The organism is Streptomyces poriticola, assembly GCF_036689765.1.
Classification (GTDB): domain Bacteria; phylum Actinomycetota; class Actinomycetes; order Streptomycetales; family Streptomycetaceae; genus Streptomyces; species Streptomyces poriticola.
The window spans coordinates 490,670-509,667 of sequence record NZ_JBAGKH010000003.1 but is presented as its reverse complement, the minus strand read 5'-3'; the positions used below and the strand labels follow the sequence as shown (position 1 = coordinate 509,667).

Here is an 18,998-nt window from a genome sequence, read left to right as displayed (position 1 = left end):
GGCTTGAATCGGTCAGTTGGGGTAGGCGCGGATGCTGCGCCAGGTCATGGGGCCGACGATGCCGTCGACCGTGATCCGTTCCCATTGCTGGAAGGACTTGACCCGCGCCTCCGTCTTCGGCCCGAAGATCCCGTCCACGGCCAGGGGTGCACCGCCCCAGATCTTGTTGAGCGCGCACTGGACCTCGCGGACGTGGTTGCCGGTGTGGCCGAGCCGGGCCGTCTGGTTGCCGCTGTGGTAGCCGCAGCTCGCCGCGGCGGCAGGCGGGGCCGTCGCCGTCTGGACCGACACGGCACCGCCGACCAGCGCGAGCAGCGCGGCGCCGGAGGCCAGACCCTTGCGTACCGTCATGGAGGTTCCCTTCTGGGCGAAGTGGGCGAAGTGGGCGAAGTGGGCGGGGTGGGCGGGCCGGCTGCGTCGGCGGGCGTCACCGGCGCAGCCACGGCCAGGACTGCGGGCCGGGCCAGCCGTCCACGGCCAGGCCGGCGTCGTGCCGCTGGTTGATCTTCCGCTGGAAGCGCTTCATCGCGTCCTGGGACTTCGGGCCGAAGTAGCCGTCGATCGCGCCCGTGTAGTAGCCCATGTCCTGCAACATGCACTGGGCCTCGATGCCGGCCCTGGTGACGACACCGGCGGACGGGACGACCGTCATGCCGTCGTAGTGCCCGGCGTACCAGTAGCCGCCCCTGAGGAGGGTGCTGCAGGTGTAGGCGGCGGCAGTGGCCTGGGGGGTGGTGCCGGCCGCGGCCGGGGAGGCTGCGGGCAGCACGGTGAGCGCACCGGCCGCCGCGACGGTGGCGAGAGCGGTGGCGACGGTACGGCTGGGCGTGCGGGTGTTCCTGCGCACGGGCACGGGGTGTGGTCTCCTTCGGCACGGGCCTCGACCGATGACCGGGATCCGTGATCGAACTCCGGGTCGGTGATCGGTGATCGGTGATCAGGGTGCCGGGGAGGGAGCGCGTCCCGCCAGCGAATGGGACGAGGTGGGAGGCCCGGGGAGCTGGGATCCCGCTGACCTGCGGTGACGACGGGGCGACGGGGCGGGGCGCGGGACGTCCCGGGATGCGCGGAACCACTGGATCACAGGGGGTCCGGGACGCGACGCCAGGACGCCCGCCGGGTCCGCTGCTGTCCGTTCCCAGTAGAAGTGGCGGAGAGCGAGGCCTCTGACCAGAGGTCCGTCAGTTGGAGCGGGACGCTGTGAGTCCGTGGCGTCCCAGCGCATGTGGTTGTGGGAATCCGGGTGGTCGCTGGTCTCATGGTGTCCCAGTAGAACTGGCAGCAGGCGCTGCGGTTGACCTGTGCTCATCCAGCTTGGCTGGGACTTCGGATGACGGTGTGCGGTTCGTCTCTGCATGGAAAGTGGACTCTGCCGCGGGGGTTGGTCCAACGGAACAGTGGGTCGTTGTGGAAGGTCCGGCGTTCGGGCATGACGCGGAGCGTCGGAACGGAGAGCCGACGTTCGGCCTCGGCGAAAATGACGGAGATGGCGTCTCGGTGATCTTCAATGCTGACGTGCCGGCCGGTGGGGATGCGGTGGGCCCGCCAGCGTGGATCAGCGATGAGTCCCAGGAGGCTGACGAACTCGGGATAGGTCACGATGCGCTCCCACTCATCATGGCGTTGGCGGGCCACGTCGCTGTAGCGCGGTTCCTCCCGAGGGAGCTGCACCAGCCGTTTCTGCCAACGCTTTTGAAGAACTGGCTGATAGTTCGTGATCAACCAGGAGCGGATGAGTTTCTCCGCCTCCTTCGTTGCCATGTCGATGGTGTCGGGGAAACGACGGACCAGCCCGAAGTGCTGGCGCTGTGCCTTGATCAGTCCGTCGAGATGGCCGACGTGGGGGTGGCATGCACCGTCGAGCCAGATGGTGTGCCTGCGGCAGAGCCGAAGGGCCGGAGCCATGTGTGCCAGCACGGGCTCGTGGATGCCATGTCGCAGCATGCAGAGCCGACAGACGACGTAGAGGTCGTAGTGGGCGTGGATGGGTTCTCCGGTGCCGTTGGCGCGTGCGGCGAGACGGGCGAAGGCGGGGAGGGAGCGTTGCAGCACGTCGATCGGGACGCCGGTCATTGTCGCCAGCCGCGGCAGTGCTGTTGGTGTCCAGCGACGCAAGGCATCTGTGCGCCTGGTGAAAAGGGGGTTGCTGTGAGGAGACAGATACTGCCCCAAGCGGGCAGAACTCATCCTGTTCGCCGCGGCGAGGCGGTGCAGGTAGGAGCCCAGCACTTCGCCGTGGACGGGTTGAAGCGCGACCGGCAGAAGCCGGGCCGGAGCATCCCAGGGTTCCACGTGATCAAGCCGCCTTCGAGTTCTTGCCCAGCCTCTTGGCGACGGGCTTAGGTCTGGCCTGCTCAGCGGTGTGGTCGAGTTCGACCGTATCGAGCGTGCGCTTGGTGATCTTCTCAGCGCCGCTGTCGATCGCCTCGACTGCTGCCTCCCGGATCAGCTGAGAGAGACTGCCGATCAGGCCACCAGTGCGTTCGTGCAGGTAGGCATCCAGAGCGAGCAGAGTGCCAGGCTGGTGCCGGTGCAGCCGTAGCGACTCCTCCAATGTCACGATGAGGGCCTGCCACTGCTCGCGGTCGCCTCGACTGCGTCGTCCGAAAGGGCGGGAGGGGATGACCGAGTACCGGCCGGCGATCTGTTGTCCCCGGGTTCCCTGGAACAGACTGCTGGTCTCGATGTTGAGTCCGGCGAGTACGAAGGTCGCCGCGATCCGTTCCGACAGGTACTTCAACTGGTCGGAAGCCTCAGCGCCGTATCGGGTGGTTAGGTCGAGGTTATGGATCTCGTCGACCAGTACCAACGTCGTGCCGAGCTGGGCGAGCAAGTCACAGACGGCGTTGGTGATCTGGACCTGACTCATGCGGTGCAGCAGCGGGAGCCCGAGAAACCGGGCGAACTCACCGGCGAGCATCTTCGGGGTGGCAGCCGGAGGGACGGTGACGAAGACGACTGGCAGTTGCGCCGTAGCGGCGGGGTTGCGGCGTCGAGCGAGCTGTTCGACGTTCTTGCCCAGTTGGGTGATCGCAGTTGTCTTCCCGGTGCCGGAGGACCCGGACACGATCAGCCCGCGTCGGGCGGACACCTGGTGGCGGTTGAGCACGATGCGCTTGCGGCCGGTGGTGACAACCTTGCGGATCGTGGGAGTGGCGACGATGACGGAACTGGAGTGATAGTTCTTCCGGGCTTCCTGGTAGGAGTCCAGCTCCTCCGCATCCAGCACAGCGCCCCGAGCCAGGGGCGGCGGAGGTTCGGGGTGCTCGTCGACGAACGCCCGCCAGCCCTCCTTAGTGGTCAGCGTCGAGTACGGGTTGCCGATGTCACCCGGCAGTTCCTCTGTCACAGGCGGCTCCCATCGGTGAAGGCATCGAATACGCCGAAGGGGATGACGTTGGACGGTCCGTCCGCAGGGGCATCCCCGTCCTCGTCCGCCACATCGAGATCTTGCGGCGCGGGTGGTAGAGCCGCGGCGGTCCGGGCGGGCTCAAGAGCGGCCCGCGTGCGGGCCGCGACGCGGCGGTCCGGGCCGGACTCCGCCCGGGTCAGCAATCGTTCGACGGCGGCCGCGACCGCGGCCTGATCGGTGTTGTCCATGCCTCGCAGGGCGAGCAGGTCACGGGCCCGGCGCCAGGTGAAGTCGGCGAACGGCGCGGAGATCAGATGCCGGTGCGTCCAGGGAACGGTGATCCACTTGCCGGTGCGGGCATCGCGTACCCAGACCTGGGACAGGTCGTAGGGGTCGTAGTGGACCTCCCAGAGGCCGCCTTTCGCGTCCACTCCGGAAGGGTGCCGCCGCAGTGGGGCCAACTCCGGGCAATTGTAGGTGCGATGGTCGATGCGGATTCCGTAATCGTTCACCGACCGCCAGACCGCCGGCAGCAGTTCGAGGTAGTCGAGACCGCTCAGCGGCAGCGGGACGTAGCCGGTGCGGGCCACGAGCAGCGCGTACGCGTCGTTGGGTGACATCGACCGGCCGGGCAGGAACGGACTGCGAAGCCCGTCGTGCGGCCGCTGCTGCCAGCAGGCCACGATCCATTCCTGAAGAAGGTCGTCGAGTTCCGCGAGCGTCCACACCGCCTCGACACCCGCGCCGCGGCGCTCCGTGTTGGAGCCGGTGTAGCCGGAAACATGCTGGCATAGCAGGGTATTGATGGAAGAGAACGTCCGCTCCACGATGGCCTTGTCCGTCGGAGTGGCGGGCCGCGAGGGCTGCACGGAGACGCCCAGCGACCGACAGGCGGCGATGAACGCGTCGGAGACGAACACCTTGCCGTGATCGATTCCGATGGTCTCCGGGACGATCACCGGCTTCGCGGCGGCCTGCTCCAGCCGGGCGTCGATGTCCAGCAGCCGGGCGTGCGGAATCAGCGTCGCCGACAGGGCCAGAGCCTCCGGCCAGCCCGGCCGTATGGGCTCGGGGACCAGTATCTTCGCCAGCAGCAGCGAGGCATCGACCGCCTTGGTGCCCGCCGGCCGCAGCACCGCAGCGCAGATCGTCCGGGTCGCCACGTCAACGGCGATGGTCAGTTCCGGACGACCGCTTACCCCGTCCTCCAGGATCACCAGCACGTCCAGCGGAGTCGTGTCGATCTGCACCAGCTCACCCGGTCGGCAGGCCGCGGACGGCGTGAACATCCCCTCGGGCCGCCGAGCTTGGGAGCGGCGGGAAGCAGCCGAACCGAAGGCGTGAGTGCCCGCGCTTACTGCCTCGACAAGCCGGTAGAACGTCGTCTTCGACGGCAACGGCACCACCCCGGCCCCATGCCGCTCGGCCAGCAGGGCCTCGACCCGGCGCCGCACCCGGCCTCGTGTCCCGGTCGACTCTTCCAGCTGGCCGGCCAGCACCTCGGCGACGGCTGCCACCACCCGCTCATCAGCCCGGCCCGTCGGCGAGGACAGACGGGTCTTGCGGTGATCGACCAGTCCCCAGACCCCTTGATCCCGGTAGCGGGCCCGCATCCGCTCGACCGTCCGCGCGCTCACCGTCCAGCCCAGGGCACGCATCTCGGCGGCCTTCGCGGCGATCCGCTCCTCCAAGGTGTGCAGGGCCGGGTCGTACTCCGGCCGCGGCCCCGCCCCGGCTCCGGTGCCGCTCTGCCGCCCGGACTCCAGCTCCAGTAGATGTCGTTCCCAGGCGGTGGCCTTCTCCGCCTCCTGCGGCGGAACGGTATCCAGCAACGCGAAGGGCGCCACTACCGGTGCCCCGTCCCGCTGGCCAAGGAACTCGAAGCCTTCGGCGGCCAGTAGGTGGGGCAGCAACACCAGACTCGCCCGACCGGCCTCGTCGGCCAGCCGCACCAGCGTCCCTGACAACCCGACCACGGTGTGCAGCCGCTCGTCGAGCCGGACCTGGTCGCCGACGCGCAGCGCCGACCGTCCGCTCACCACGCCCCCGCCCGCGACACCAGCGTCGTGTCCGTCAGCGGCTTCGCCAGGTCCGCCCGGAGCCGCCCCGCCCAGAGCAGATGGGAACACCGCTGGTAGCACCGCAATCGGATCACCCAACAGCGACGCCTGCCCCACCAACGGCGAGGGCACCGAGAACACCGCCATCAGCCGCTCGACCAACCCCGCGGTGGTCGCATGCCGAGGGTGCCGATACCCCGCCAGCCAGCGGACGTTGGCCATACGAACCGGGTCCACCATCCCGACCACCCGATAGCCCCAGCCCACCGCTTCACACGCCAGCCGCGTCACCGCGAACTTGGCCGCCGACCGCTCATCGACCCGGTCCAGAGGCCGGCAGTCCACCAGCAATCCCCGGCCGTCCTCGAACCGTGCGAAGTAGTCCGGCGCGTGCGAGACCACCCGGCCCTTGTCGTTCTGCCAGAACAGCCATAGCGGCTGCGACAGCAGCCCAGTCACCTCGGGCGTGAAGTCCAGCAGCATCGCGTGATCCCGCTCCAGCCACGACTCGAACCCCACGTGCTCGCCCGTCGTGGCCGACCAGTACAGGCCCGGGAAGTTCCGCTGACCGCGGTATGAAGGGAAGCCACGTACTGGGAGTCCCGTCTCGAACTCGACCCCTTCCGCCTCAATCAGCGGTCGTCGGTGTTCACCTCTGGCGTCCCGCCAACCGACCTCGAATTCGTCCACGTGTAGCGGTGCCGTATTGCTCGTTCCACCCAACCCCATGGACTTCACTGTCCAGAATCAATGGGAATCCACCAGAAGGTTTGGGATGAAACCCCTCAAGTGAGTGATGCTGAGAGCCACCTCAGTCAGAGGCTGCATGGTCATTGACGACATCGTCTGAGGCAGGTCGAAGCCTGCGACGTGCCGCGTCCAAGCGTTCGCCGTAGTCCGCCGCGAAGATCCCCGGCAAGGACTTGTCGAGCGTGCCGGCCAGCCTTTGAATGGGTGCCCAGACCGCCTCATCGTCGACGAGACGGCTGAGGTCCGTCATCTGCACCCTCTCCAGCCAATCGGACAGGACCAGGGCCTCATCAGGGGTGAGCTTGATGATGATCTCCGCGTTCTCCACTGCTCGAACATAGTTCGCCGATCAGGCGGTGTCAGAGGTGCCTGGCACAGTGCGGCCGTGGACATCGATTCCTTCTGGAAGCTCATCGAAGAGTGCCGACGGCAGACGCGGGGCCGGGACGAACGACTTGCGTGGTTGCGTGATGAGTTGTCGCGGAGGCCGCTGACGGAGATCGTGCAGTTCCAGGTTCGCCTGGACGAAGTGACGCAGGAAGCCTTCACCTGGGATCTATGGGCTGCGGCGGAGCGGATCTTCGGCGGCTGGTGTTCGGACGACGGGTTCTGCTACTTCGGCCTGTGGATGGTGGGGCTCGGCCGGAACGCCTTTTCTCAGGCAATAGCCGATCCCGACGCTCTGGCCGACACCCCAGAGGTTCAGTGCCTGGTGGGTCGCCCTCGGGAACTCTGGAACGACGACTGGCCCGAGTGGGAGTCTCTCGACTACGTCGCCATGGAGGCGTACGGGCTCCTCGTCGGCATCGATGACGACTGCGGCGACGCATTCTATGAAGCCGTCGAAGCCGAGCAATGCGATGTAGAAGGCAGTCGAGGGCCGCTCGGTGAGCAGTGGGACGTGCGGAGTGAAGACGAGGCAACGCGCAAACTGCCGAGGCTGAGCACGATGTTTCCCCTGCGGCCGCTGGCTCGGTAGGGGCGCCAGCGTGAGGATCAGGTGGGCGTTTCGCCGAGAAGGTCGACAGACAGGCGATGCCATTCGTGGCTGCAACCGTCGGAGCAGAAGCGCTTCCGTCGGCGTTCGTCGGCGACGGCCAGTACCGCGATCAGCAGCCGGAACGACTTGAGGCGCTCGTCGTGAGGGGTGAGACCGGCGATCTTCCCGAGTTGTTGGTCGATCTGCCCTCGTGCGATCAGCACTGCCGGCGTGTGCGTGGGGCGAAGTCCGGAGCGGCGAATGCTCTCCGGGGCGTCCTCCGTGGTGGCGCGGGCCTGAGTGCAGAAATGGGACAGGAGCCGCAGGGTGGTGGACTGCTCCTCGGCGGAGAGGCTCTCGAACCATTCGATGCCCTGTTGCATTGGCCGAAGCTCCTGGGCGAGCTCGTTGAGAAGGAGGTACGGATCAGCCATTCCCACGCCCCCGTTACGCTCGGATCACACGCCTTCCAAGCCATCCAAGCAGATCATCGAGTGCCTAGAAAGGCAGGCCGTCTGCTTTCAGCGGCTCCGAGTATCCATGTACCCAGTGGCCCGAGATGGTGGCGCAGAGTGACTCCAGGTCGGCCGGTGTCCTTCCCCGGACATGCAGCCAGCTTTGGTCACTCAGTCCGTCGAGCCGCAAGAGCTTCCCCGGTGCGGAGAACCAGCACACGGGTGACTCCTCCTTTCCCGTCCACATCGGATACTCGGGAAACTCCACCCGCGCGAACCGAATCGGCAGCTCTCGAATCAGATCAGCAGGAAGCTCGCACGCGTTGTATAGCCGTCCTTCGCTGCCAAACAGAGTCTCGCTGACTACGAGCTCGACGCAGGCCAGGGAGACGCGCTCAAGGAAGGGCACCCAGCCATCCCGCGACTGGACGAACACCGGCGGATCGTCTCGGTCGAGGTCCCGCAGCTGCACTCCCCAGAAGGCGCACCCCTGGTTCTCGCTGCGGAAAACGAGCACGCCGCCGAACTCGTCGTGCACGAACAATTCGGAAGGCCGTAGCAGTGGGTCCTGGTTGCTGGTGAGGTCGTGACGCGTACCGAGAAGCGAGTACGCCTCGCGCAACGCGGTCGGCAGCGCGAGCCCCAGCGTCTCCTCGGCTCGCTCCAGCTCCTCCGCTCGCGCACCCGCGCCGTCGGCGAGCGGCTCCGCCCACGCTGCGGCAAAGTCCCGAACGAAGGCCCAGGCTCGCTCCCTGTTGGGTGTCCCGCCGCTCAGAGCTTGCGCCACGTCGAACTCGTTAACCATGCGGTGGACCGTACAGGCCAGCCAGGTCCGCCGGGTGTGACTCCCAGCGGCCGTGGTCCTTACCGACTGCGGCGCCTGGGCACGATGTCGCCGACCAAGCCAAGGTGGGCGGTGGCCTCGTTGAGCGGTTGGGCGAGCGGCTGGTCCGTGAGGATGGAGTCGATGATCCTGCCCGACTGGATCAGGCACACTGCCGCCCAGATGATGTCGTTCAGACCGCTCGGTCTGGGCCGAGCACGGATCTGCCATGCGCCCGACGCGGCAGAGTGCAAATAGAGCTGCGCGGTCTCCCGCGTGGTGTGAGAGTACGAACTGAGGTGCCGGTAGGGCAGATATGCATCCTGCTCGCCGAACGCGGCCATCAGCTCGGCGGTATTGCGGATCTCGTTCTTCAGCCGATCGACCGCCGGGTTCGAATCGGTGACGCGGTCGTTGACCGCCTTGCGGACGCGGGCCTCGACGGGGTCTCCGCCGACGTCCCACCCGGCGTTCTTGGCGTTGGTGATCAGCTTGAGGAGCTGCTCGTCGCTATAGGCGTCCACGGCCTTGATCGCTGTCTCGCCGCCGTCGACGAGCCACGCGAGCGCCACCGTGTGCGTCATCAGGTTCCGCATCACAGGTGCGACGACGAAGCCGTTGCCCTTCACCGTCTCTTCCCGTACCACTCGCGCGGAGTCGCCGATGAGCATCCACCAGCTCCAGGCGCCCGGCGCCACCGCCTCGTGGTCCTTGAGGAAAGAGATGCCACCTTCACCGGCCGCGATCTGTTCACGTGCAGCAAGAAGTTGGTCGATGACATCGAGAGCGCGCCGAGCCGTGGCCTCGTCATGCGCAAATTCGGGCATTGCGCCAGGCTACGGCCCGGCCCCGCACCCGCTCGTGCTTTTCCGGCGGAACCGCCCGAGCAAGCCCCCTCGCGACATGCGAACGGACGCGCGGTGACAGTTGGGGCTGGGAGTGACAGCGATCAGCCGCCAGGCACACCGGGACTCCGCCAAGTCGTTCGCCAGAACCACTGGGACTCGCCACATCTGCTGAGAACGGACAGCTGCCCTGCTCGGGCGCAGTCCGCCGCAGGGCTCGCGGTGCAACTATTGCAAGCGGATGCTTGCAATAGTTAGCAAGGTGCGGCATCGTGGGGGCATGGCATCGCTCAACGTCGGCAATCTCGGCGACTACCTGCGCGAGCAGCGGCGCAGTGCGCAGCTGTCGCTGCGGCAGCTCGCCGATGCCGCGGGGGTGTCGAATCCGTATCTGAGTCAGATCGAGCGCGGGCTGCGCAAGCCCAGCGCGGAGGTGCTGCAGCAGGTCGCCAAGGCCCTGCGGATCTCCGCCGAGACGCTCTACGTACGCGCCGGGATCCTCGACGCCGAGCGGGACCGGGACGAAGTCGAGACGCGAGCCGTCATTCTCGCCGACCCCACGCTCAACGAGCGGCAGAAGCAGGTGCTGCTCCAGATCTACGAGTCCTTCCGCAAGGAGAACGGATTCGGGGCCGCAGGCGAAGACGGCCCGGAGGTCCCGGACGGCCCGGAGGTCCCGGACGGCCTGGACGTCCCGGACGTCCCGGGCGGCCCGGACGTCCCGGGCGGCGTCGGCACCTCCATATCCGGCCTGCACGCGGCCGACGGCGACACCACCGCCGCACGGCCCCGCCCCCGCAAGACCACCGGCGGCAGCGACGACGCCGACCCGCAGCAGACGACCGGCTGAGCGAGCGAGCACCGGCCGGCCGAGCGCGGGACACCCCGAAAACCCTCAGCCGAACGTGATCCGGGAGGACCGTCACCATGGCCATCACCGACGACCTGCGCAAGACCCTCAGCGACCCCACCCCCCTCTACTTCGCCGCAGGCACCGCCGATCTGGCGTGGCAGCAGGCCAGGAAGGTGCCCGTCCTGGTGGAGCAGCTGCGCACCGAGGCCCCGGCCCGGATCGACGCCGTGCGCAACACCGACCCGAAGGCCGTCCAGGAGAAGGCGTCGGCCCGGGTGAAGGAGACCCAGGAGAACCTGCAGACCAAGGTCAACGAGTTCCTCGGCTCCCTCGACACCGACCTCAAGAAGTTCGGTGAGAGTGCGCAGGACTTCGCGCTGCGCGGCGTCGGCGTCGCCGCCGAGTACGCCGTCAAGGCGCGGGAGACCTACGAGAAGGTCGCCGAGCGCGGCGAGCAGACGGTGCGCACCTGGCGCGGCCAGGCCGCCGAGGGCATCGAGGACATGGCCGAGGAGGTCGAGGAGCTGGCCGGGGCCGTGGAGCCCGGGCCCGCCCCGGCCGGGGCCGCGGACAGGTCCGCCGGGGCCGGGTCCGCCGGAGCCGGGTCCGGCGAGGCCAAGTCCGCTCCCGCCGCCCGGAAGGCCCCCGCCAAGAAGGCCCCGGCGAAGAAGACCACCACGGGTGCGGCGGCGAAGAAGACCACGCCGTCGGCCAAGTAATCGGTCAGGTAATCGGCGCGGGCCGGGCACCCTTGGGATGTCCGGCCCGTTCTCCGGGTACGGTGACCGCGTAAGGACGACCCGAGTCTGGTGGTGGACGTTGTGCTGATGCAGGGGTTCGCAGGGCTGATGTGGCTGCTGAGCATGGCCCTGATCCTTTTCAGCGGCTTCGCGTTGGTCGACGCCGCCATCCGCCGGGAGGACGCCTACCGGGCGGCGGACAAGAAGACCAAGCCGTTCTGGCTGATCATCCTCGGGCTCGCCTTCGCGGTGAACCTGATCTTCAACATCCTGTCGTTCCTGCCGATCATCGGCCTGATCGCGACGATCGTGTACATGGTCGACGTCCGGCCCGCGCTGCGCGGTCTGTCCGGCGGGGGGCGCCCCCGCCGCGGCTCCAGCAGCGACGGTCCGTACGGGCCGTGGAACGGCGGGCGGTAGGTCCTTACGCCCCGCGTGGGCCCCGCGTTGGCCCTCCGTACCGCAGGTCCGAGGGGCACGACAGGCCCGTGAGGGGTGCCGCCGGCCGAGCCGGTCCCGGGTGGCTCCGCGGAGTCACGGCATGCGGTCCAGCAGCAGGACCGCCACATCGTCGGTCAGCTCACCGCCGTTGAGGTCGCGCACCTCGTTCACCGCCGCCGTCAGCAGCCGCTCGCCGCGCAGCCCGGCGTCGAACTGGCGGCGGACCATCTCCAGCATCCCGTCCTGGCCGAGCCGTTCCCGGCCCTCGCCGACATGCCCCTCGATCAGGCCGTCGGTGTAGAGCATCAGGCTCCACTCGACGCCGAGCTCCACCTGCATCCGCGGCCAGCGGGCACCAGGGAGCAGACCGAGCGCCGGTCCGTTGTTGTCGTAGGGCAGCAGGCGGGCGGCGTGGCCCTGGGAGGCCACCAGCGGGGCCGGATGGCCCGCAAGACACAGGCCGGCGCGCCGGCCGTCCGGTGCGATGTCCACCGTGCACAGGGTGGCGAAGATCTCGTCGTCGGCGCGCTCGTGCTCCAGCACCTGCTGCAGCGTGCCGAGCAGCTGATCGCCGCAGAGCCCCGCCAGGGTCAGCGCCCGCCAGGCGATACGCAGCTCCACGCCGAGCGCCGCCTCGTCCGGGCCGTGCCCGCAGACGTCGCCGATCATGGCGTGCACGGTGCCGTCCGGGGTGCGTACGACGTCGTAGAAGTCGCCGCCGAGCAGCGCGCGCGAGCGGCCGGGACGGTAGCGGGCGGCGAACCGCAGCGGGGAGCCGTCCAGCAGCGGGGTCGGCAGCAGCCCGCGCTCCAGGCGGGCGTTCTCCTGTGCGCGCAGCCTGCCCTCGGCCAGGCGCCGCTCGGCCGAGTCGGAGCGTTTGCGCTCCACGGCGTAGCGGATCGCCCGGCTCAGCAGCCGGCCGTCCAGCTCGTCGCGGAACAGATAGTCCTGGGCGCCGACCGCCACCGCCTCCGCGCCGCGCTCGGCGTCGGCCGAAGCTGTGAGCGCGAGGACGGCGTGCCGGGGCGCGAGCTCCAGCACGTGCTTGAGTACCGCCAGCTCGTCGTCCTGCCCGTCCTCGTCCTTGCCCCCGTCCCTGCCCCCGTTGCCGGGGCCGCCGTCGCCCGCACGGCCGCCGGGGGACGGCAGGGCGAGGTCCAGCAGGATGCAGTGGACGTCGTCGGTCAGCAGCCGCTCGGCCTCGGTGAGGTTGCGGGCGGTGCGGACCCGGATCGGGTTGCCGGCCTGGTCCAGCAGGTCGGGCACGATCGCCGAACCGGCGGGGTCGTCCTCGATGAGGAGCACCGTCAGGTTCGTGGGCACCGGGGCGCTCGCCCGGCCGGCCGGGGTTCCGTCGGGGCGGGCGCGCCGGTCCGTGCGGCTGTTCGTGCCGTCTGTGCCGTTCGCGCCGTTCGCGCTGTTCTGCTCATCGGTGTGCGCGCTGTTCTGCTCGCGGCTGTGCACGAGGGCGCTCTCGCGGCTGCCGGCCGTGGCCGCGCGCTGGTCCGTGGCGGGCGCGCGCGGGTCCGTGGTGTTCTCGACCGGTGTGCCGCCGAGCGGGGCCATTTCCTCGGAGTGGCCGCCGCCCGGGGCAGCGGCCTGCGCCTGACCACTCTCCACGGCCGGGATCGCTCTCTGCCGCGGTACGGGTACGGGCATCGTCTCGGTTTCCTTCCCTCCCCCCGAGGGCACGGTGGGGCGAGGGACCTCGACCCACCGACGGGGACCATAGCGGGTGACCGCGGCGCAGCGGAATGGTCCAGAGCACTCTGCTCGGCCATCGGCCACTGTCATATGCCGCGTTCCCTATCGCAGTTGGACACCTCGTCCACGCCGTCGGGATGACGAACGTCACGTCTCCCCCTGGTTTGGGCCGGGGTTGGGGCGTGGAGTGCATCACGTGGCGCGGGTCACGGCTGCGGCGTGGCTCACGCGTCGGGCCGTACCACCCCGAGGATGGGCATCGAACCCGCGCCCGCGACGGTCACCGACCGGCCGGGCCGTGGGGCGTGCACGATCTTGCCGTCACCGACGTAGATGCCGACGTGGCTGGCGTCCTCGAAGTAGATGATCAGATCGCCGGGCCGCATGTCCGCCGTGTCGACGTGGCGCAGCTGCTTCCACTGGGCCTGCGAGGTGCGGGGTATGCCCTGCCCGGCCGAGGACCAGGCCTGTGAGGTCAGCCCGGAGCAGTCGTAGGTCTTCGGCCCCTCGGCGCCCCACTGGTAGGGCTTGCCGAGCTGGGCGGTGGCGTACTCCACGGCCTTGCGGCCCTGCTCGGAGGCGTCGCCGGTGATCTCCTTCAGGATGCCGGAGCCGAGCCAGGCGGTCTGCGCCTCGGCCTCGGCCTGCCGCCGGAGCCGCTCGAGGCGCTCCTTCTCCTCCTTCTCCAGCTCGGACTCCAGCTTCTCGGCCGCCGCGATCTGCTTCTCGATCTTCTTCTGGGCGGCGGCCTTCCTGGTGCGGTTCTCCTCCAGTTTCCGCCACTGGGCGGAGGCGTCGGCGGCGTAGGTCTTCAAGTCCTGCTGGGTGCGGGCCGTTTCGGCGATCAGGTCCTTGGTGCCGCGCTGCCCCTGGAGCACCCGGCCGGTGTTGTCGAGAAACTCCTGCGGGTCGTCGCTCAGCATCAGCTTGGCCTCGTCGGGCAGCCCGCCGGTGCGGTACTGGGCGCGGGCGGCGGCGCCGGCCCGGTCCTTGAGCCGGTCCAGCTTCTCCTGGCCTTCGACGATCTTCTTGGCGAGCTCGACGATCTCGGCGGACTGCTGCTCCGCCTTCTCCTCGGCGGCGTTGTACGCGTCGGTGGCGACGGCGGCCGCGCGATAGAGCTCGTCGAGCTGCTTGCGTACGGCTTCCAGGTCCCTGTCCGGGGCGGCGGTCGACGACCCGGGCGGTGCAGGGGCCGCGGACGGTGCGGAGGAGGGCGTTGGCGGCGAGGGGGCCGGTGCCGCGAACGCGGTGCCCGGTGCCGCCAGCACGGTGACCGCGCAGACCACCGTGACAGCCGTCGCGATCAGGCCACGCTTCCCCGGTCCCATACCCGCCCCCAAGAACTGATTATCCGCCAGTAATATCTGTTCGCCTGGGGGATCGTGCCATGGCGGGCGACAAAGCGACAGAGGCAGTCCTTCACCCCTCCCGCCCCTTCGCACGCCCGTTTCCCCCGGCTGTGTGACGTACGCCGCGCGGAGATCGTTCCCGCGGGCGGCTGCCTCACCCGCGCGGCGCCAACGCCTCCCAGCGCACCGTCACTTCGCCCTGCCGCCAGCGTGCGGGACCGTCCGCCACCGGCCAGTCGGCCGTCAGGTCCCGCACCGCCCGGATCCAGCGCTGGCGGACACCGTACGAGGCGTAGGGCGCGGCGGCGGCCCAGGCGCGGTCGAAGTCGCGCAGGAAGGCGTGCACCGGCTCGCCGGGGACGTTGCGGTGGATGAGTGCCTTCGGCAGCCGTTCCGCCAGGTCGGAGGGGCGCTCCAGGGAGCTCAGCCGGGTCGCGAAGGTGACCGTGCGGGGCCCGTCAGGGCCGAGTGCCACCCACACGTGCCGGCGCCCGATCTCGTCACAGGTGCCCTCGACCAGCAGCCCGCCGCACGTGCCGGCACCGGCGGGCGCGAGCCGCGCGCACAGCCGTCGCCAGACGTCGGCGACCTCCGCCTCGTCGTACTGGCGCAGCACGTTCGCCGCGCGGATCAGCAGGGGCCGCTGGGGGAGCGGGACCTCGAAGCCGCCGCGGAGGAAATCGAGCCCCTCGCGCGCGTACGGCGTGGCCGCCGCGACCCGCGCCGGGTCGATCTCGACGCCGACCACACGCGCGCGCGGGGTGACGGTCCGCAGCCGGTGCAGCAGCTCCACGGCCGTCCAGGGGGCGGCGCCGTAGCCGAGGTCGACGGCGATCGGGTCGGCCGTGCGACGCAGCTCGGCACCGTGCGTCGCGGCGATCCAGCGGTCCATGCGGCGCAGCCGGTTCGGGTTGGTCGTCCCGCGCGTGACCGTTCCCACGGGGCGGGACGGGGCGCGGGATCTCATGCGTACGAGGGTAAGCGGGCCCGCCGGGGGCTCGGGCCCGCCCGGGTGCGGCCTGCCGGGGGCTCGGGCCTGCCTGGGGCTCGGGCACGCCGGGGATGCGGGCCGGCACCGGACCGGTACGCGGCGGAGCACGGGCGCGCCGTGGAGCACAGCTGCACCGTGGAGCGTTGGAACGTCATGGAGCACCGGTACGCATCGGAGCCTCGAACGGTTGAGCGATCAATGGTAATCATTCGGTAAAAGAGAGGAAACCGGGAAGGCAGCTTCGCTCCCGCATGTTGCATCCCCTGGAGGGCGGCGTGTCCTCCCACCGGTGTGCCCCGCAGCAGGCCGGTCCGCCCGCAGCAAGGAGGAACGCCACGTGAGCCAGTACGTCAGCAGGCTCCAGCGCCGCTCCCAGGCGGCCGGCGCCCGGCTGCGGCTGCACCGGCGCCCGCGCCGCGTCGCGATGCTCTCCGTGCACACCTCCCCGCTGCACCAGCCCGGCACCGGCGACGCCGGCGGCATGAACGTCTACATCGTGGAGCTGGCCCAGCGCCTCGCCGAGATCAACATCGAGGTCGAGATCTTCACGAGGGCCACCACCGCGGCCCTCCGGCCGTCCGTCGAACTCGCCCCCGGCGTCCTCGTCCGGCACGTCGACGCCGGCCCCTACGAGGGCCTCGCCAAGGAGGACCTCCCGGCCCAGCTGTGCGCCTTCACCCACGGCGTGATGCAGGCGTGGGCCGGCCACCGCCCCGGGTACTACGACCTGGTCCACTCCCACTACTGGCTCTCCGGCCATGTGGGATGGCTCGCCGCCCAGCGCTGGGGCGTCCCCCTGGTGCACGCCATGCACACCATGGCCAAGGTCAAGAACGCCAACCTGGCCGAGGGCGACACCCCCGAGCCCGCCGCCCGGGTCATCGGCGAGACCCAGGTGGTCGCCGCCTCCGACCGGCTGATCGCCAACACCGCCGAGGAGGCCGACGAACTGGTCCGGCACTACACCGCCGACCCCGCCCGGGTCGCGGTCGTGCACCCCGGAGTGAACCTCGACCGGTTCCGGCCCGCCGACGGCCGGGCCGCCGCCCGCGCCCGCCTCGGCCTGCCGCAGGACGCGCTGATCCCGCTCTTCGCGGGCCGTATACAGCCTCTCAAGGCGCCCGACGTCCTGCTGCGCGCCGTCGCCGTCCTCCTCGACCAGCGCCCGGAGCTGCGCTCCCGGCTGGTCGTGCCGGTCGTCGGCGGCCCCAGCGGCAGCGGCCTCGCCAGACCGGAGGGCCTGCAGAAGCTCGCCGCCCGGCTGGGCATCGCCGACGTCGTGTGCTTCCGGCCGCCGGTCGGTCAGGAGCGGCTCGCCGACTGGTTCCGGGCCGCGTCCGTGCTGGTCATGCCCTCCTACAGCGAGTCCTTCGGCCTGGTCGCCATCGAGGCGCAGGCGGCCGGGACGCCGGTGCTCGCCGCGGCGGTCGGCGGTCTGCCGGTCGCCGTGCGCGACGGACAGACCGGCTTCCTGGTGCGGGGCCACGACCCCGTCGCCTACGCGCGCGTGCTGGGCGAGTTCGCGGACGACGTCGAGCTGACGCCCCGTATGGGCGCCGCCGCCGCCCGGCACGCCGGGTCCTTCGGCTGGGACACCGCAGCCGCCGCCACCGCCGACGTCTACACGGCGGCGATGCACGCCCACCGGCGTCGCGTACGCTCGCTGCATGGCTGACGCGCAGAAGGCAGCACAGGTCGTCGAAGACGCCCTGGAGGACGCCGAGCTGGAGTGGGAGACCCCCGGGCCCGGCAGCTACGTCGTCAGACTTCCCGGCACCCACAAGCTCTCGACGACGGTCTCCCTCCTCCTGGGCCGGCACTCCCTGTCCCTGAACGCCTTCGTCGTCCGCCACCCCGACGAGAACGAGGCCGGCGTGCACCGCTGGCTCCTGGAGCGCAACCTCAAGCTGTACGGCGTGAGTTACGCCGTCGACGGCCACGGGGACGTCTACGTCACCGCGAAGCTTCCGCTGGCCGCCGTCACCGCCGACGAGATCGACCGCCTCCTCGGCCAGGTCCTGGAAGCCGCGGACGGCGCCTTCAACACCCTCCTCGAACGCGGCTTCGCCACGGCGATCCGCAAGGAGTACGCCTGGCGCACGGCCCGCGGCGAATCCACCCGCAACCTGGACGCCTTCACCCACCTGACCCGGCGCCCGGCCGACTGAGGCCCGCGCGGACCGCTGCCGCAGCGGCCGGCCGCAGCCTCCGCCCGGGGCCCGCCGGACGGCACCGTCAGGCGGGCGTGGCCTCGGAGGCGGCCGGGGCCGGGGCCTCCGGAGTCCGCGGCTCCTCCGCGGGCAGCCGCCGCATCAGGGCCGCGTATCCCACGCCCGCCACCGTGCCGACCACCGCGCACAGGGCCCACAGCCAGTCGGCGCCGTACCGGTCGATGACGATGCCGGACATCAGCGGGGCGACCAGCGAGGCGACCGACCAGGACAGCGTGTACATGCCCTGGTACCGCCCGCGGCCGTGCACCGGGGACAGCCGCACCACCAGACCGGTCTGCGTCGGCGCGTTCACGATCTCGGCCAGCGTCCACACGCACACCGTCAGCGCGAAGACCCCGACCGAACCGGCGAACGCGGTGAGGCCGAACCCGTACCCGGCCAGCAGCGACGAGACGACGAGCAGCCGCCGCGGGTCCCGGTGCTCGATGAACCGGGTGACCGGGATCTGCAGGACGACGATCAGCACCCCGTTGACGGCGATCGCCATGCCGTAGTCCGCGGCGGAGAACCCGGCCTCGCCCATGGCCACCGGCAGCCCCACCATCCCCTGCTGGAAGATCAGCGCGATCAGGAAGGACAGTGTGACGACGCCCATGAACCGCCCGTCGCGCAGCACGGTACCGAGCGACACGGCGGCGGAGCCGGCATCGCCGGCCCCGGTGCCCCGGCCCTGCGGCCGGGACTCGGGCAGCTTCACGAACACGACGATCGCGCAGACCATCGTCATCCCGGCCTCGATCAGGAACCCGGCGAGATAGCTGTACTCGGCGATGAACCCGGCCGCCATCGACGACACCGCGAAGCCGAGGTTGATCGCCCAGTAGTTCAGGGAGAAGGCCCTGATCCGGTCCTCGGGCCGCACGATGTCCGCCATCATCGCCTGCACCGCCGGCCGGGAGGCGTTGGAGGCCATGCCGACCAGGAAGGCGACGGCCGCGATGGCGACCGGGTCCCGCACGAAGCCGAGCAGGGCGACGGACACCGCCGTCGAGGCCTGCGCCACGAGCAGCGTGGGCCGCCGGCCGAGCCGGTCGGTCATCACCCCGGCGCCCAGGGAGGACAGGACACCGCCGAGCCCGTGCAGCGCGGCGACCAGACCGGCGTACGAGGCGGAGTAGCCGCGGTCCAGGGTCAGGTACAGCGCCATGAAGGTGGCGACGAACCCACCGAGCCGGTTGACCAGCGTGCTGATCCACAGCCACCAGAAGGCGCGGGGGAGCCCGGAGACGGACTCCCGCACGGCACGCCTCGCCCTGACGAACGACATCGGCCCCCCACGGACGCACACAGAAGATGTAAGTACCCCAACCGCTGTGCACAACTTACGAAACTCGGGGTCGGGGAAGCCACCGGATTAACAGAAGCCGTCAACCGACCCGCCCGAGCCCCTGCCCGAGCCGCCGCCCGTTCCGCCTGCCG

The 18,998-nt window shown here is 70.1% G+C and carries 19 protein-coding genes; 6 read left to right on the top strand and 13 right to left on the bottom strand.

Annotated features, from left to right (window positions below; translation table 11 throughout):
- Positions 1–12 precede the first annotated feature (12 nt).
- From V5O46_RS07425 to V5O46_RS07400, 6 genes are all read right to left on the bottom strand, one after another.
- Positions 13–351, bottom strand: a complete 339-nt coding sequence (locus V5O46_RS07425) for a peptidoglycan-binding domain-containing protein (RefSeq protein WP_332883628.1) — start codon at positions 349–351, stop codon at positions 13–15.
- Between the two features lie 76 nt (positions 352–427).
- Positions 428–853: a peptidoglycan-binding domain-containing protein gene (locus V5O46_RS07420; protein ID WP_332883627.1), complete on the bottom strand. Its 426-nt coding sequence runs from the start codon at positions 851–853 to the stop codon at positions 428–430.
- A 452-nt stretch (positions 854–1,305) separates the two neighbouring features.
- A complete protein-coding gene (locus V5O46_RS07415; RefSeq protein ID WP_332883626.1) occupies positions 1,306–2,292 on the bottom strand; it encodes a TniQ family protein in 987 nt (328 codons plus the stop codon).
- A 4-nt stretch (positions 2,293–2,296) separates the two neighbouring features.
- The gene (locus tag V5O46_RS07410) at positions 2,297–3,349 is read right to left on the bottom strand and encodes an ATP-binding protein (protein ID WP_332883625.1); all 1,053 of its coding nucleotides are present in this window, start codon (positions 3,347–3,349) and stop codon (positions 2,297–2,299) included.
- Positions 3,346–6,102 carry a TnsA-like heteromeric transposase endonuclease subunit gene (locus V5O46_RS07405; protein ID WP_332883624.1) on the bottom strand — a complete coding sequence of 919 codons (2,757 nt, stop codon included), beginning with the start codon at positions 6,100–6,102 and terminating at the stop codon, positions 3,346–3,348. The genes V5O46_RS07410 and V5O46_RS07405 overlap by 4 nt, the downstream gene beginning before the upstream one ends.
- Positions 6,103–6,223: 121 nt before the next feature.
- Positions 6,224–6,490 carry a hypothetical protein gene (locus tag V5O46_RS07400; RefSeq protein ID WP_332883623.1) on the bottom strand — a complete coding sequence of 89 codons (267 nt, stop codon included), beginning with the start codon at positions 6,488–6,490 and terminating at the stop codon, positions 6,224–6,226.
- Between the two features lie 57 nt (positions 6,491–6,547).
- Here V5O46_RS07400 and V5O46_RS07395 point away from each other — a divergent pair, with 57 nt between their 5' ends.
- Positions 6,548–7,141 carry a DUF4240 domain-containing protein gene (locus tag V5O46_RS07395; protein WP_332883622.1) on the top strand — a complete coding sequence of 198 codons (594 nt, stop codon included), beginning with the start codon at positions 6,548–6,550 and terminating at the stop codon, positions 7,139–7,141.
- A 17-nt stretch (positions 7,142–7,158) separates the two neighbouring features.
- Here the strand turns inward: V5O46_RS07395 and V5O46_RS07390 are convergent, their stop codons facing one another.
- The 3 genes from V5O46_RS07390 to V5O46_RS07380 form a co-directional block, all read right to left on the bottom strand.
- Positions 7,159–7,575, bottom strand: coding sequence for a DUF5958 family protein (locus V5O46_RS07390; protein ID WP_332883621.1), 417 nt, complete (start codon positions 7,573–7,575; stop codon positions 7,159–7,161).
- 64 nt (positions 7,576–7,639) lie between these two features.
- Positions 7,640–8,401, bottom strand: coding sequence for an SMI1/KNR4 family protein (locus tag V5O46_RS07385; protein ID WP_332883620.1), 762 nt, complete (start codon positions 8,399–8,401; stop codon positions 7,640–7,642).
- A gap of 59 nt (positions 8,402–8,460) precedes the next feature.
- On the bottom strand, positions 8,461–9,246 hold the full coding sequence (locus tag V5O46_RS07380; protein WP_332883619.1) for a hypothetical protein: 786 nt from the start codon (positions 9,244–9,246) through the stop codon (positions 8,461–8,463).
- A 298-nt stretch (positions 9,247–9,544) separates the two neighbouring features.
- On the opposite strand from V5O46_RS07380, the gene V5O46_RS07375 reads away from it, so the two are divergent.
- The 3 genes from V5O46_RS07375 to V5O46_RS07365 all read left to right on the top strand — a co-directional run bounded on the left by V5O46_RS07375 (position 9,545) and on the right by V5O46_RS07365 (position 11,277).
- On the top strand, positions 9,545–10,114 hold the full coding sequence (locus V5O46_RS07375) for a helix-turn-helix domain-containing protein (RefSeq protein WP_332883618.1): 570 nt from the start codon (positions 9,545–9,547) through the stop codon (positions 10,112–10,114).
- Positions 10,115–10,191: 77 nt separating this feature from the next.
- Positions 10,192–10,836 (top strand): hypothetical protein, encoded by a 645-nt coding sequence (locus tag V5O46_RS07370; RefSeq protein WP_332883617.1) that lies wholly within the window; start codon positions 10,192–10,194, stop codon positions 10,834–10,836.
- A 108-nt stretch (positions 10,837–10,944) separates the two neighbouring features.
- Positions 10,945–11,277 carry a DUF2516 family protein gene (locus V5O46_RS07365; protein ID WP_332883704.1) on the top strand — a complete coding sequence of 111 codons (333 nt, stop codon included), beginning with the start codon at positions 10,945–10,947 and terminating at the stop codon, positions 11,275–11,277.
- Positions 11,278–11,391: 114 nt separating this feature from the next.
- Here the strand turns inward: V5O46_RS07365 and V5O46_RS07360 are convergent, their stop codons facing one another.
- From V5O46_RS07360 to V5O46_RS07350, 3 genes are all read right to left on the bottom strand, one after another.
- Complete coding sequence (locus V5O46_RS07360) at positions 11,392–12,957, bottom strand: PP2C family protein-serine/threonine phosphatase (RefSeq protein WP_332883616.1); 1,566 nt, start codon at positions 12,955–12,957, stop codon at positions 11,392–11,394.
- Between the two features lie 269 nt (positions 12,958–13,226).
- Entirely contained in the window at positions 13,227–14,333 is a 1,107-nt protein-coding gene (locus V5O46_RS07355) for an NlpC/P60 family protein (RefSeq protein ID WP_332883615.1), read from the bottom strand.
- Between the two features lie 175 nt (positions 14,334–14,508).
- Positions 14,509–15,321 carry a class I SAM-dependent methyltransferase gene (locus V5O46_RS07350; protein ID WP_332883614.1) on the bottom strand — a complete coding sequence of 271 codons (813 nt, stop codon included), beginning with the start codon at positions 15,319–15,321 and terminating at the stop codon, positions 14,509–14,511.
- Positions 15,322–15,682: 361 nt separating this feature from the next.
- Here V5O46_RS07350 and mshA point away from each other — a divergent pair, with 361 nt between their 5' ends.
- Both mshA and V5O46_RS07340 read left to right on the top strand, forming a co-directional pair.
- Complete coding sequence (gene mshA, locus V5O46_RS07345; protein WP_332883613.1) at positions 15,683–17,020, top strand: D-inositol-3-phosphate glycosyltransferase; 1,338 nt, start codon at positions 15,683–15,685, stop codon at positions 17,018–17,020.
- Positions 17,013–17,513 carry a type III secretion system chaperone family protein gene (locus V5O46_RS07340; RefSeq protein ID WP_332883612.1) on the top strand — a complete coding sequence of 167 codons (501 nt, stop codon included), beginning with the start codon at positions 17,013–17,015 and terminating at the stop codon, positions 17,511–17,513. Before mshA ends, V5O46_RS07340 begins: the two co-directional genes overlap by 8 nt.
- A 67-nt stretch (positions 17,514–17,580) precedes the next feature.
- On the opposite strand, the gene V5O46_RS07335 is transcribed toward V5O46_RS07340, so the two are convergent.
- Positions 17,581–18,846 (bottom strand): MDR family MFS transporter, encoded by a 1,266-nt coding sequence (locus V5O46_RS07335; RefSeq protein ID WP_332883611.1) that lies wholly within the window; start codon positions 18,844–18,846, stop codon positions 17,581–17,583.
- Between the last annotated feature and the right edge of the window lie 152 nt (positions 18,847–18,998).

What these genes read in the sequence shown, in the direction of transcription:
- V5O46_RS07425 (WP_332883628.1), bottom strand. Translation starts at nt 351, where the DNA reads ATGACGGTACGCAAGGGTCTGGCCTCCGGCGCCGCGCTGCTCGCGCTG.
- V5O46_RS07390 (WP_332883621.1), bottom strand. Translation starts at nt 7,575, where the DNA reads ATGGCTGATCCGTACCTCCTTCTCAACGAGCTCGCCCAGGAGCTTCGG.
- V5O46_RS07385 (WP_332883620.1), bottom strand. Translation starts at nt 8,401, where the DNA reads ATGGTTAACGAGTTCGACGTGGCGCAAGCTCTGAGCGGCGGGACACCC.
- V5O46_RS07380 (WP_332883619.1), bottom strand. Translation starts at nt 9,246, where the DNA reads ATGCCCGAATTTGCGCATGACGAGGCCACGGCTCGGCGCGCTCTCGAT.
- V5O46_RS07375 (WP_332883618.1), top strand. Translation starts at nt 9,545, where the DNA reads ATGGCATCGCTCAACGTCGGCAATCTCGGCGACTACCTGCGCGAGCAG.
- V5O46_RS07370 (WP_332883617.1), top strand. Translation starts at nt 10,192, where the DNA reads ATGGCCATCACCGACGACCTGCGCAAGACCCTCAGCGACCCCACCCCC.
- V5O46_RS07365 (WP_332883704.1), top strand. Translation starts at nt 10,945, where the DNA reads ATGCAGGGGTTCGCAGGGCTGATGTGGCTGCTGAGCATGGCCCTGATC.
- V5O46_RS07360 (WP_332883616.1), bottom strand. Translation starts at nt 12,957, where the DNA reads ATGCCCGTACCCGTACCGCGGCAGAGAGCGATCCCGGCCGTGGAGAGT.
- V5O46_RS07355 (WP_332883615.1), bottom strand. Translation starts at nt 14,333, where the DNA reads ATGGGACCGGGGAAGCGTGGCCTGATCGCGACGGCTGTCACGGTGGTC.
- V5O46_RS07350 (WP_332883614.1), bottom strand. Translation starts at nt 15,321, where the DNA reads ATGAGATCCCGCGCCCCGTCCCGCCCCGTGGGAACGGTCACGCGCGGG.
- V5O46_RS07340 (WP_332883612.1), top strand. Translation starts at nt 17,013, where the DNA reads ATGGCTGACGCGCAGAAGGCAGCACAGGTCGTCGAAGACGCCCTGGAG.
- V5O46_RS07335 (WP_332883611.1), bottom strand. Translation starts at nt 18,846, where the DNA reads ATGTCGTTCGTCAGGGCGAGGCGTGCCGTGCGGGAGTCCGTCTCCGGG.